12 protein-coding genes are annotated in these 13,547 nt (G+C 52.9%); 10 read left to right on the top strand and 2 right to left on the bottom strand.

The window, feature by feature from the left end:
* The first annotated feature begins 87 nt into the window (after positions 1–87).
* From V1566_RS16245 to V1566_RS16200, 10 genes are all read left to right on the top strand, one after another.
* The gene (locus V1566_RS16245) at positions 88–2,010 is read left to right on the top strand and encodes a type VI secretion system Vgr family protein (RefSeq protein WP_395303985.1); all 1,923 of its coding nucleotides are present in this window, start codon (positions 88–90) and stop codon (positions 2,008–2,010) included.
* Positions 2,003–2,497, top strand: a complete 495-nt coding sequence (locus V1566_RS16240) for a hypothetical protein (RefSeq protein WP_395303984.1) — start codon at positions 2,003–2,005, stop codon at positions 2,495–2,497. The genes V1566_RS16245 and V1566_RS16240 overlap by 8 nt, the downstream gene beginning before the upstream one ends.
* Positions 2,498–2,574: 77 nt before the next feature.
* A complete protein-coding gene (locus tag V1566_RS16235) occupies positions 2,575–3,129 on the top strand; it encodes a hypothetical protein (RefSeq protein ID WP_395303983.1) in 555 nt (184 codons plus the stop codon).
* Positions 3,130–3,132: 3 nt separating this feature from the next.
* Positions 3,133–4,209 carry a hypothetical protein gene (locus V1566_RS16230; protein ID WP_395303982.1) on the top strand — a complete coding sequence of 359 codons (1,077 nt, stop codon included), beginning with the start codon at positions 3,133–3,135 and terminating at the stop codon, positions 4,207–4,209.
* Positions 4,210–4,284: 75 nt separating this feature from the next.
* Positions 4,285–4,725 carry a DcrB-related protein gene (locus V1566_RS16225; protein ID WP_159514385.1) on the top strand — a complete coding sequence of 147 codons (441 nt, stop codon included), beginning with the start codon at positions 4,285–4,287 and terminating at the stop codon, positions 4,723–4,725.
* Positions 4,726–4,728: 3 nt separating this feature from the next.
* On the top strand, positions 4,729–9,153 hold the full coding sequence (locus V1566_RS16220; protein ID WP_395303981.1) for an RHS repeat-associated core domain-containing protein: 4,425 nt from the start codon (positions 4,729–4,731) through the stop codon (positions 9,151–9,153).
* An 8-nt stretch (positions 9,154–9,161) separates the two neighbouring features.
* A complete protein-coding gene (locus tag V1566_RS16215) occupies positions 9,162–9,725 on the top strand; it encodes a hypothetical protein (protein ID WP_223560778.1) in 564 nt (187 codons plus the stop codon).
* 114 nt (positions 9,726–9,839) lie between these two features.
* Positions 9,840–10,265 (top strand): hypothetical protein, encoded by a 426-nt coding sequence (locus V1566_RS16210; RefSeq protein WP_395303980.1) that lies wholly within the window; start codon positions 9,840–9,842, stop codon positions 10,263–10,265.
* A gap of 89 nt (positions 10,266–10,354) precedes the next feature.
* Entirely contained in the window at positions 10,355–10,837 is a 483-nt protein-coding gene (locus V1566_RS16205; protein ID WP_395303979.1) for an SMI1/KNR4 family protein, read from the top strand.
* Positions 10,838–11,009: 172 nt separating this feature from the next.
* Positions 11,010–11,303 (top strand): hypothetical protein, encoded by a 294-nt coding sequence (locus tag V1566_RS16200; protein ID WP_395303978.1) that lies wholly within the window; start codon positions 11,010–11,012, stop codon positions 11,301–11,303.
* Between the two features lie 237 nt (positions 11,304–11,540).
* Here the strand turns inward: V1566_RS16200 and ychF are convergent, their stop codons facing one another.
* Complete coding sequence (gene ychF / locus V1566_RS16195) at positions 11,541–12,635, bottom strand: redox-regulated ATPase YchF (RefSeq protein ID WP_023312134.1); 1,095 nt, start codon at positions 12,633–12,635, stop codon at positions 11,541–11,543.
* Between the two features lie 126 nt (positions 12,636–12,761).
* Positions 12,762–13,346: an aminoacyl-tRNA hydrolase gene (gene pth / locus V1566_RS16190; RefSeq protein WP_395303977.1), complete on the bottom strand. Its 585-nt coding sequence runs from the start codon at positions 13,344–13,346 to the stop codon at positions 12,762–12,764.
* Positions 13,347–13,547: the final 201 nt, after the last annotated feature.

The following is a 13,547-nucleotide window of genomic DNA, read 5'->3' as shown; positions in this document are numbered from 1 at the left end:
CATTATCACATCAACGGCGTTTCCGCTTTGCATATTGAGATGAGTTAACTTCTGGCACTGAGATTCGTCCATAGTGGAATAAAGATTATGCTTAACCGAATTACCGTTCAGCTCCCGGTGGAGGGGCTTCTGTTCTGGAAACTGACGGGCCGCGAGGCGATGTCCGAGTCGTTCGCGCTGACGCTGACCGTGCTCGGCACGGACGCGCGCATCGACCGCAGCAAGCTGCTGGGCCAGCCGGTCACGGTGACCATCCCGACGCAGGATCTGCTGACGTCCCGCTATATTAACGGCAAGATTACCCGTGTGGCGGTCAGCGCCGTTGAGCTGACGGGCACCCGCTACGCGGTCTACCAGCTGACGGTGGAGCCGGACCTGTGGCCGATGAAGCGCGACCGTAACCTGCGAATCTTCCAGGGCCAGACGGTACCGCAGATTGTGAAAACCCTGCTGGGTGAGCATCAGGTCAACGTTGAGGATAAACTCACCGGCAGCTACCGGGTGTGGGACTACTGCGTGCAGTATCAGGAGTCGAGCCTGGACTTCATCAGCCGCCTGATGGAGCTGGAGGGGATTGCGTATCACTTCCGCCATGAGGCGGACAAACACACCCTGGTGCTCACCGACGCCGCCACGCAGCATCAGCCGTTCAGCGGCTATGAGGTGATTCCGTATCACCAGACGCCGTCAGGCGGCAGTACGGACGAAGAGGGCATCAGCCAGTGGGCGCTGGAGGACAGCGTGACGCCGGGGATTTACAGCCTCGACGACTATGACTTCCGCAAGCCGAACGCGTGGCTGTTCCAGGCCCAGCAGAACCCGGCGTCGCCGAAGCCGGGCAGCATCGACGTGTACGACTGGCCGGGTCGCTTTGTGGATAAAGGGCACGGGGAGTTCTACGCCCGTATCCGTCAGGAACGCTGGCAGGTTGAGCATCAGCAGATTCAGGCCACCGCCACGGCGGCGGGGATTGCGCCAGGACACACCTTCACGTTAACCAACGCGCCGTTCTTCAGCGACAACGGTGAGTATCTGGTGACGGCGGCGGGTTACCACCTCGAAGAAAACCGCTACGCCAGCGGCGAGGGGGAGACCATTCACCGCACCGATTTCACGGTGATCCCGTCGGCGGTGGTGTACCGTCCGGCGCAGACCACGGCGTGGCCGCGCACCTACGGCCCGCAGACCGCGAAAGTGGTGGGCCCGAACGGCGAGAGTATCTGGACGGACAAATACGGTCGCGTGAAGGTGAAGTTCCACTGGGACCGTCTGGCGAAGGGGGATGACACCAGCTCCTGCTGGGTGCGCGTGTCGAGCGCGTGGGCGGGCCAGGGCTACGGCGGAGTGCAGATCCCGCGCGTCGGCGATGAGGTGGTGGTGGACTTTATCAACGGCGACCCGGACCGTCCGATTATTACCGGTCGCGTGTACAACGACGCGAGCATGCCGCCGTGGGCGCTGCCGGCAGCGGCGACGCAGATGGGCTTTATGAGCCGCTCTAAGGGGGGCTCCGCGGACAACGCCAACGCCCTGCGCTTTGAGGACAAGGCGGGCGCGGAGCAGGTGTGGATCCAGGCCGAGCGCAACATGGACACCAGCGTTAAGAATGATGAAACGCACAGCGTAGGCGGCGAGCACAGCCATTATGTGAAGAAAAACGAACTGCATCGTGTGGAAGCGAATCAAACCCAGGCCGTGAAAGGTGGAACCGAGATCCTGACGGGGAAAGGCAAGCTGGATGCGGCGGTGGAGCAGTTTGTCATTGCTTCCGGGACGAAACTGCGGCTGGTCTCAGGTGAAAGCGCCATTGAGCTGAATGCTAACGGCAAGATTAACCTGATCGGCAAAGAGTTTAACTTCTTCGTGGAAGGGGATGGTTATATCACCACGGGCGGTAAGCTGCATCTGAATACCTCTGGCACCAAGCCGGGCACAACGGCGCCGGGCTCCGGGCATAAAGGGGATATTGATGCGGCGGTGCAGGCGAAATTTACGGCCAAAGATGAGTAAAGCAGGTGCGGTGCTTATTGCGTTACTAACGGCGGGAATGGCTGGAGGAGACGCGCAGAAAAAGGATCTTTGGATGTTTATTTCCGGGATGAGTGCATCGCTTAAGACGTTATCCGTTACCACCCTTAGTAATGCGCCGTTATCGTTTAAGTTGACCAGGCAAAATGAATATATCAATTTCTACAATGCCGACGATATCAAACTCGCGGATGGGACGATCATTACCGCAATTAGTTTACGTTTCAGCAAAGATAACGGCGGCACGGCGCCTTTACTGAGTTTTTCACCATCAGGTCAATGCATAACGCTTGATACCGTTAAAAAGCGCTATCCGCAACTGGTGTTAACTGACTATCCTCGAGGCCGCTCTGAGAATGAAGTGACCAGTTTTACTGCGCCAAAAGATATGAATGGACAAAAGGTGAGCTTCAGTTTCACCGTGAAAAAACCTGACTGTCTGGGTTCAGTTGTTATTAGCGCCGAATAAGAAACACATGTTCCCATGTCCTGGCGGTTTTTCCAGTGGGGAGAAGCGCAATACGCATTCATTAAATGACAATTAACGTGAAAAAACACACTCTGACATTTCTTTGTTCTGCCCTGATGTTTACCTGTCTGAGCAGCAATATGGTTTTGGCTAAAGCTATGCCGCCCGTTCTGACAAAAACGGATTTTTCCGTCAAGGTCAAAGACCAGACTGTCGGCCTGGGCGACAGATGGACTCCTGATATTGCCCGTAAAATTGAAATGCCGGTGGAAGGCAGTTTTACCGGTGAGGTTCCTTTTGATGGAGCCCAATATAAGTTCTTCCAGCATCAAAAGGCTGGGTTAGAAATATTCAGTTCCAATCTCTGGTGGGATAAAGCGGAAAGAAGCGTTGATGATTATATCGTTTCGCAGATCACGCTTACTGCCGCAGATAGTTCAACGCCGCGTGGTGTCCATGTGGGGTCAACAACAAGAGTGTTGAACAACGCATACGGCGATGGCCTGGTCGAAAATGATTCTGGAACACAGTGGGTTTCCTATGAGTTGGGTAAAAAAGTGCTCTCTTTCGAGATTAAAGACAGTAAGGTTGTGAAAATAAATATGAATTACAACAATGGTTTTTCAGAGTAATTTATGACCAAAAAATATCTTGCAGTCGTATTGTTCACCGCTTTATTGACAGGCGTCGTTGAAACGTCATCTGCGCTCGAATTATCGCAATACAATAATCTCGATACGGTAAGTCGCATCGTTAACGATAACGAAGTGACAGACAATCTCAGGAAGACGCTGGGGAATCATTACCAGACCTTTATGGATAACTTTGATGTCTTCGGTGAACCACACACCACCACAGGTGGCGGGTTGTTTGTTGAAGGCTGGCTAAAGGATCTCTACCAGGAGAACGCGTCAGCACTCGTCATCAATCCTGATGGCAAAATCTTTGCGGCCTGGGTGGTTCCGGAGTCGGACGTTATTCATTACCAGTCTTCAGATAATAGCCCGGTTATTCATGCCGATATTCAGCAATGGGCCGCCAGATTCAATACGATGCATTTTGCAGCGAACAGCCAATCAGGCCTCGCATTTGACGGGGACTGGGCTGGCGAATTCGAGAACGACTCGACGTTAACCCTGCGGTTAGCTGAATCAGGCAACCGTATCACCGGATCTTATTGCTATATCTCCCAAAGAGGAAACCGCATAGATTGCCCGGAAGATGATGAGCATAATCTTAGCGGTACGATCGCTGGCAATCGTGCCAACGTTGAGTTCAACTCATCGTTTGGCGGCGTAGGCGGACGGGCTGTGCTGGAAATAAAGGGGAGTGAAATGGAATGGCGTTTAGTTACTCCTCCTCAAAAAGGAAATTATTATGCTCCGCAGCGTTATACGTTACGTAAAGCCGCATCGGTTCATAGCGCTGAAACCAGAAAGCTCAACACCGAAAAGTTCGCTATTTCGCTGATAAACACGTGCGGTCATTTTGATAGCGAATGTGACCAGATGGTTTATCTCGGCGTGCGCAAAAGCGATAACAGTACGATCTCCTTAAGGGGAAAAACGTTGCACGACTCCGCAGGTAAAATAATCGGCTCAACGTACAAGAATGGCGAAACCGTTTACACCGTGACGTATGCACCCGCGAAAATGGTTGTCAGCAAAGGCAGCCATGTTTTAGTCGAACAGTCAGGCCAGTGGCTTAAATAATAAAACAGCCAGCCAAAGGGCCAGCATGGATTGGCCTTCTTGTTTCTCACCATATTAATCATCCCGAGTTCACTTATGAAATACACCCTCCAGGAAGGTTCGTTTTCCCTTTTTCCTGCTGCCTGGCAGGATAACAGCATGAACATTATTCGCGATGACGAAAGCGGGCTGTCCGTGGTGGTCAGTCGCGGCGTTATCCCGGATGGCAGCAACTATGAACAAGAGTTTCACCGCCAGTGGGATGTGCTGCGTCCTCAGATGGGCGAAATTGCCCAGAGTGAATTCCGGAACGTAAAGGCCGGGCCTGACGGAAAAATTAACGGGCTGGAAGTTGAAACCACCTTTGACCGTAACGGCCAGCGCCTGTGGCAAAAACAGCTGGCCATTCAGACGCCGGGCAAACCGGTACTGATGATTTTTACCCTTTCGGCACTCAGAGCATTCACCGAAGAGGACGAGGTGCGCTGGAGCGCGCTTAAGCAGAGTCTGACGCTAAACGACAACCGGAATGTGTAAGGCATGAGCGATAACAACGCGGCCCGTAAGGGCGACGAGATTATTCACTCCAGCATTTTTGCTGACATCACCAGCATCGTGGCGGAAGGTGCCGCCTATGCGGTGATCGGCGCGGCGGTAGGCGCAGCAGCAACCGTAGCGGCGCCATTGCTGGGTGCGGGGGCAGCAGCAGCAGGCGTGGCAGCAATTGGATCCAGCTGTCTGTTAAGCGGCATCATTGGCGGCGTGCTGGCGAACGTCGCGGGGATCACCGACGATATCAGCAACGCCGCTGAGGGGTTAGGCAATGCGCTTTTCCCGCCGTCGCCTGCGGGTAAAATCACTACCGGTTCGAATAACGTTCTCACCAACGCAATCCCCGCCGCGCGCGCGGCAGGCACGCTGACGCCCGCCGATACGCCGTCCCCTGAGCCGCAGTCGCCGGGCAGCTTTGCCGATTACGCGGGCATGCTGCTTTCCGCCGCCGGACAGTTTGGCAGCGAAATGTGGCAGCCGAGCGTGTCCTCTGCCGCCGCGGGAACCTCGCCGCTGGAAGAAGACAAGGTGGCGTGCGAAAAGCACTCCGGGCCGCAGTATCTGGCGGAAGGCTCTAAAAGCGTCTTTATCAACGGGCAGCCCGCGGTGCGCGCGAAAGATCGCACCACCTGCGAAGGCACCGTTTCCGACGATGTCTCCCCGAACGTGATCATCGGCGGGGACACGCTCACGGTCCGCGACATCAAAAGCGGTAAAACGCCGGGTCTGGCTCTGGGGATGATTGCGCTCTCCCTGCTGCGCGGGCGTCCGGGCAAGATTTTGAAAAACATGCCCTGTGCGCTGGCGGCGGCCGGCGGCGGGATGCTGGCCGATATGGCGGTCAACGCCGTGTTTGGCTCCTCGCACCCTGTTCACGCCGCCACCGGCGTGAAGGTGCTGAATGACGACGATGAGCTCGATTTCTCGCTGCCGGGGCGCTTCCCGCTTCGCTGGCAGCGCAGCTACAACAGCCTGACCACCCGCGAAGGGCTGTTTGGTCTGGGCTGGGCAACCACCTTTGACAGCTATCTGGCGCTGGAAGAAAACAACGCGACCTGGTTCGACGAAACCGGGCGCGAGCTGAGCTTCGAGCTGCCGCCGGTCGACCGCGCGTTTTACAGCATCAGCGAAGGCATCATTATCCGCCGGAATGAGAGCGGCGACGTGGCGATTGCCGACGATGACGGCGCAGTATGGCGTCTGTACAAACCGACCCGGGCGAATCCATCCATCCTGCGTCTGGCCTCCCTCAGCGACGAATACGGCAACGCGCTGCTGACGGAGTGGGACGAGCAGGGCAGGCTGGTTGGTCTTCACGACGAGCCGCGGGCGATAGACGTCACCCTGCGCTATGAAGATGAACGATTCCCGCATCGCGCTACCGCTGCCAGCCATTTCGACGGCAGCCAGACATGGCCGCTGATGCAGTGGGGCTACGACGCGCGCGGCCAGCTGGCGAGCGCGACGGATGCCTCCGGCGTGGTGACGCGTGAATACCGCTATAACGACCACGGCCTGATGGTCTGGCACCGGATGCCGGGCGGCCTGGAGAGCGAATACCGCTGGAAAAAATTCGATCACTGGCGCGTGGTGGAAAACCGCACCAGCACCGGTGACGGGTGCCGCTTTAGCTACGATTTAGCCGCCGGGCTGACGACAGTCGAGCACTACGACGGTCAGACGCGCCGCCACTACTGGAACGCGCAAAATCTGATTGTCCGCTACGTTGACGAGCGCGGTGAAAACTGGCGCTACGAGTGGGATGACAACGAACTTCTGACGCGTCGCATCGATCCGCTCGGAAACGCCGTCACCTTCGTCTACGACGAGATGGGCAATCGGGTTCAGGAAATCGACGCCGACGGCAATACCCGCACCACCGCCTGGCTGGAGCACCGCGCGCTTCCTGCGGCCATTATCGAAGCCGACGGCAGCGCTACCCGGTTCTGGTACGACGAACATCACGGGATAAAGCGCGTGGTGGATCCGATGGGGCAAACTACGCAGCTGCGCCGGGACGCGTTCGGCCAGGTCGTCGAAGAGGTCGATGCCGCCGGAAACAGCCGCTACCAGGAGTACAACGAGGCCGGGCAGATCGTTCGTGCGACGGACTGTTCCGGGCGTATTACCTGCTACCGCTATCATCCGCTGGGCTGGCTGGTGGCTGAAGTTAGCGCCGACGGTGAGGAGACCCGTTATCACTACGACGCCGCAGGGCGTCCGGTGCAGCTCGATCGTCCGGAAGGCTGGACGGAATCGCTCAAATGGAACGAACGTGGCTTGCCGGTGAAGCATGCTGGCGCCGACGGTAAAGAAAGTGAGTTCAGATACGATGAGGCAGGGCGCTTAACCGCGACGCGCAATACCCAGGGCGAAGGGGTCCGTCGCCGCTGGGACAGCCGCGGGCGTCTGATTGCCCTGGAAAACGAAAACGGCGAAGCGTATCAGTTCCGCTGGGGCGCGGATTCGCTGCTGCTGGAAGAGGTAGGGCTCGATGGCGTAGCCTCGCAGTATCGCTACGACGCCTGCGGGCGCACGATAGCCCGCACGTTTGCCGCCGGTCATCCGGAGGCCATTACCCACGCCTTCGTCTGGAGCGCGAGCGGCCAGCTGGTCGCCCGTACCACGCCGGAAGGGCAGACACGCTACCGCTACACTCCGTCCGGGCTGTTAAGCCGGATAGGGCTGCATCCTGCGCTTTCAGCCGACGCGTGGACCACCGAGGCAGAGCAGGAGCTCGCCTTTGACTATGACGCGCTTGGTCGCGTCACGCGCGAAGCGGGCGAGCACGGCGAGCTGGCGTGGGAGTATGACGTGCTGGGCAACCGCACCTCCGTTACGCTGCCGGATGGCCGCGAGCTAAAGCAGTTCTACTACGGCAGTGGGCATCTGCTCAGCATTGCTCTCGATAAGCTGTCGGTCTCCGACTTTACCCGTGACGAACTCCACCGCGAGACCAGCCGCACTCAGGGGCTGCTGACCACCCGCAGCGAATACGACCGCCTTGGTCGGCTGCATCGCCGGGACGTCTTTACGGGCAATGCCCAGCGCCCGTCGCCGCGCCGCTGGTCCCGCCGCTGGGATTACGACTATCGCAATAACCTGGTGAGGGAAGAGCGGGACGATAACCCGTTCAGCTGGTACCGCTGGCAGTACGACAGCGCCGGGCGCCTGCTCGTTCAGGACGGGACGCTGCCCGGACAGGAGCAGTGGCGCTGGGATGCTGCCGGTAACCCGCTGGAAGGATCTACTGAGAAGGTCACGCACAACCGCCTGACGCAGCTGAACGGCATTCGCTGGCGCTATGACATCCACGGCCGCACCGTAGAGAAAGATAACGGCCAGACCCGCTGGCACTACCGCTACGACGGTGAACATCGCCTGACGGAGGTCATCAGCCAGCCGCGGGACCGCAACAAGCCGCAGACGCAGGTCAGCTTTCGCTACGATCCGCTCGGGCGACGCATCAGCAAAACGCGACGCCAGATGCTGGGCGGACAGCCAACCGGCAAGCCGGTCACCACCCGATTTGTCTGGGAAGGGTTCCGCCTGCTGCAGGAACTGCATGGGGACGTGCCGCTTACCTACGTCTACAGTGACCAGGACAGCTACGACCCGCTGGCACGTATTGACGGCGCTGATGCCCCGGAAATCTTCTGGTTCCACTGCCAGCCGAACGGCACGCCGGAACGGATGACGGATATCGAAGGGCAGGTGCGCTGGGAAGGGGTGAACAGCGCCTGGGGCAAGCTGCTGCGGGAAAGCGAGGCGCAGGTATCAGGATATTCTCAGAACCTGCGCATGCAGGGGCAATACCTGGACCGTGAGACAGGGCTGCACTACAATCTGTTCCGGTATTATGACCCGGACTGCGGAAGATTTACGCAGCAGGACCCGATAGGGCTGGCGGGGGGGATAAACCTTTACCAGTATGCGCCGAATGCGCTGGGGTGGGTGGATCCGTGGGGGTTAACTCCTGAAGATCTGATTCGCTACCGCCCACACGATTCTCTTTCTGCTCAAAACGGAGCTAGAAGCTCTGCTATCTCTAGGGCATGGGTGCAAGAAAAAGCCTTATTGCAGGATGGTGGTGCTGGCACCAGGAATTGGACAGCGCAAGAGAGAGATTTAATATTGAAGACTCCGAACAAGAGTCTTACTTCCGTGATGTCACGGGCAGGCTATACTGGGCATCATATCAACTCGGTAGAAGGCAATGGTACACTTGGTTCTAAATGGCAAGGTGATCCGAGGAATATTGTTTTCTTGAAAAATCATAACCATCCCGACAAGTTCAATGAGCATGTCCATGGTGATCAAGGACATAGAGGGAATACTAAAAACTCGACGCGCGGGCGCTTAATCGATAGAGAAAGAACACTAAAATCCAGACAACGATGTAAGCAATTATAGGGGGAAAGATGAACATAAAAAATGCAGTCCAAGACTTTGTTAGTAAATTCAAAATGAATGATTTAAATATGGGAGAGATAGACTATACAGACGATGAAAATGAAACTTCTTTTCCAGTGAATTTAAATGGCGAAATTCGTTTTTTTTATAGCCATTTGATTTTAAATGACCACCCAACATTTGATGGTACTTTCTTTATACAGATTGTTGAGTCCCAAGAGCTTAATGAAATGTTATCAGGCTGGCGAGTACAAAATGACACGACCTGGCGCGATGAATATATAATCTTCGCTGAAAGAAATGGAGATGTTCTTTTTTGTGATACCCAAAATATTACATCTCCTGTTTATGGTAGTATTCAAAAAAGAAATTTCATTATTTCGAATTCGTTAGCCGACTTTTTGGATGCTTTTTGTTCTGCCATTGAGATAGAACAAAGTAAATATGATGGTGATGCTACAGATGATGATTTTAATTTCAGAGAGGACTTTCTGGAAGATATCGATTTAATGCTAAAAAGCAAGCTTAAGGATGTTGAGGCAGAAGCTTTTAAATATTTCTTTTTTGGTTAGTTAACAATAAAAACTTACTATTTTAGAGACCTCCATGCTTCTGAAGGCATTTATCGCTTATATCCCTTTTATATAGGCAAGGAGGTCTCTTTTCGAATGATAATGAATAAATATATGAAAAACGTATGCTATAAATTCGATGAAAAAAGAGTTACATCTCTTGTAGAAAAAGGAAACGAGTTTCACGACAACCAAAAATACGCCGAAGCTTTAGAACAATATCAAAAAGCCTGGCAAGCTCTTCCTGAGCCAAAGTTTGAATCGGAATTTGCTAACTGGATCGCTGCGTGCATGTACAGCGCTTACTTTGATCTTGAGGATTACGATGAGGCGAAGAAATGGGGAGAGACGACGTTGCGCACACGTGGATCGAATATAGACACTGCACCATCAATCGACCTCGGCATGGTCTGTTACGAGTTGAATCAATTCGATGAAGCGTATAAATATTTCAACGATGCTTATAACTACGGCAAAGAGCGTGCGTTTAAGCATAGGCCTAAAAAATATCTGGAATTTTATTTAGGCAAAAGAACATGAAGACCTCGCTGTTTTACATTACTTAGACAGCTAGAATAAGCGTGTTCCACATAATTGCATACGAAGAATAATCATTAAGCTACATACTCATGAATAATATCATTAACTGTGAAAAAAAGATCGGACGTGCAGATATTGCTAAAACGGAAGAGAAATTATCCATTACTCTTCCGGATGATTTCGTTTCACATTATCTGCAATTTAATGGGGGGGCTCCTGAGAAAACCTGGTGGTACGGTGATGAAGATTTTGAGCCAGTAGAGGTGGCTGCGTTTAAGCCGTTTGTTAATAATGGTCAGACAAATGACGAACCTAGATCTTTAATTGACGGTTGCTATATCAGCATGGTGGATAGGCAAGTGATTCCTAAAAACCTGCTTCCTTTCGCAAATGATTGGGGTGGGGGGTTCTTCTGCCTGGATTTAGATAATTACTCAATTGTATATTTTGCTACAGATTCTTTTGATGAGGATTTGACTATGCAAGAGAATCACAGAAAACTTCAAAGATATCTGACAAATTCATTTGCCAATTTTGTTAACGGATTAGTAGCAGAAGAGGATCTTTCTTAAAGAATATTTAAAAATTTGATCGATTTATTTAATTCGATTGCTGTTATTTTGGTATTCATATTTTTAATAAAGCTCTGTGAAACAAATCATAGGGTTTTATTATAAAACAGCATGACAGGCTTGGTGGTATGAAAGCACCTGGAATCCCATGTGGAATAAATCAGGTTAAAACATGAAGATATCACAGTTAGCAATATGGAAGTTAAATAATATTAATTGGTTTGTTAATCTTGGTGTGGCGACAACACTCCCCGGGGTTATCCAGGCTCAGTCCTTTAGCTTATGTATAAAAGGCTTGAATAGCGATGAATGGGAAAATATCACCTTGGAGGCTGGTAATGAAATAACGGGTTATCTCGCAAAAAAACACACTAACAAATATCAATACTGGAGCTCCTTGGTCAAAGAAGCTAAGAATGTTGTGGGGAATGATATTATCCCAAAAATAACCTTCCCGGAGTCTTAGGAAGGCTCAATGACTGAGAACTTAAAATGGAACCTTGTGAATTACTTGCTTGAAGATGCGTATAGTACTTTTCTTCAAGAGCCATTCTTTTTTGACGGATTAATTAATGTTTATGAAGCTGGGCATATGCCCTGTGGATGGTCAGGTACTTGGCCAGTGGGCAAACTCGTTATCTATTGATAGATCAAGCGCAAAAAAATCCACGCCAAAGCGTGGATTTTTTTCATTCAAAACAAATCAGACGTTAAACAAGAAGTTCATCACATCGCCATCTTTAACGATGTAATCTTTCCCTTCCGCACGCATCTTGCCTGCTTCTTTCGCGCCTTGCTCACCCTTATAGGTGATGAAGTCTTCAAACGCGATAGTCTGCGCACGAATAAAGCCTTTCTCGAAGTCGGTGTGGATCTTACCGGCCGCCTGAGGTGCAGTCGCACCCACAGGGATCGTCCACGCACGCACTTCTTTCACGCCAGCGGTGAAGTAGGTCTGCAGGTTCAGCAGCTCATAGCCTGCGCGAATTACGCGGTTCAGGCCAGGCTCTTCCAGACCCAGCTCGGCCATGAACTCTTCACGGTCGGCGTCGTCCAGCTCGGCGATATCGGATTCCACGGCAGCGCAAACCGCCACAACCACAGAACCTTCAGCCGCTGCGATTTCGCGAACTTTGTCGAGGTACGGGTTGTTCTCAAAACCGTCTTCGTTAACGTTGGCGATGTACATGGTTGGCTTCAGGGTCAGGAAGCTCAGGTATTTGATCGCCGCCTTGTCTTCTTCAGTCAGGTTTTTCAGCGCGCGCAGCATGCCCGCGTTTTCCAGCTGTGGCAGACATTTTTCCAGCGCAGCCAGTTCCGCTTTCGCGTCCTTGTCGCCGCCTTTGGCTTTCTTCTGCACGCGGTGAATCGCGCGTTCGCAGGTGTCGAGGTCAGAGAGCGCCAGCTCGGTGTTGATGACCTCGATGTCATCAGCCGGATCCACTTTGTTGTTTACGTGGATGATGTTGTCGTTCTCGAAGCAGCGCACAACATGGCCGATCGCTTCGGTTTCACGGATGTTGGTCAGGAACTGGTTACCCAGACCTTCACCTTTGGACGCGCCTTTTACCAGGCCCGCGATGTCCACGAATTCCATGGTGGTTGGCAGAATGCGCTGCGGCTTCACGATTTCCGCGAGCTGATCCAGACGCGGGTCCGGCATTGGCACAACGCCGGTGTTAGGTTCGATGGTACAGAACGGGAAGTTCGCCGCTTCGATACCCGCTTTGGTAAGCGCGTTAAACAGGGTGGATTTGCCCACGTTTGGCAGACCGACGATACCGCATTTGAATCCCATTTCTAAATCACCTTAATATCTTGATAATCAATCCGTTAACGATAACCGACTGATGAAAAGTAAATAACTACGCCTATTATACACGTAACCCGCATGACGCGCGGTAAAAAAGCCGTATCGGGCGGATTATTGCGCTTTGAAAGCGTGCAAGCGGTTTGTCGCTTTGGTTAACCCATCTTTCAGCCAGATTTCGGTGCAGCGCGCCGCTTCGTCTACCGCTTCGTCAATCAGTTTCTGCTCAGAAACCGGGGGCTTACCGAGTACGAAACCGACAACTTTGTTTTTATCGCCCGGATGGCCGATTCCTACGCGCAAACGGTGAAAATTCGGGTTATTACCCAGCTTGCTGATGATGTCTTTAAGACCGTTGTGACCGCCGTGCCCGCCGCCCAGTTTGAATTTTGCCACGCCGGGCGGAAGGTCCAGCTCATCGTGGGCCACCAGAATTTCATCATGATTGATGCGATAAAACGTTGCCATTGCCGCCACGGCTTTACCACTCAGGTTCATAAAGGTGGTGGGCACCAGTAAGCGAACATCCGCGCCAGCAAGGTTGATACGTGAGGTATACCCGAAGAATTTAGGTTCTTCACGCAGGGGAGCACGTAACCGCTCGGCCAGCAGATCGACATACCATGCCCCGGCGTTGTGGCGGGTGGCCGCGTATTCTGCGCCCGGGTTGGCGAGGCCGACAATCAGTTTAATCGTCACGATTCAATTCCTAATGGGTTCCAGATCTGGCGCGTAGTTTACTGTCTGGCGCGCCGCTTGACAAAATTCTGCGATCTTCTCAGCGAAATACGAATAATTTCTGATTTGAACAATTAGAATTTCAAGCTGTTCAAAGTCTTATTTGTAAACTTTTGTTTGGGAGTTATCTGTAATTGTGATCATTCACGCAACTCATAAAAG

The organism is Enterobacter sp. ECC-019 (assembly GCF_043974075.1).
GTDB classification, from domain to species: domain Bacteria; phylum Pseudomonadota; class Gammaproteobacteria; order Enterobacterales; family Enterobacteriaceae; genus Enterobacter; species Enterobacter asburiae_D.
The sequence above is the reverse complement of the archived record's forward strand: the minus strand, read 5'-3'. Positions and strand labels throughout refer to the sequence as shown.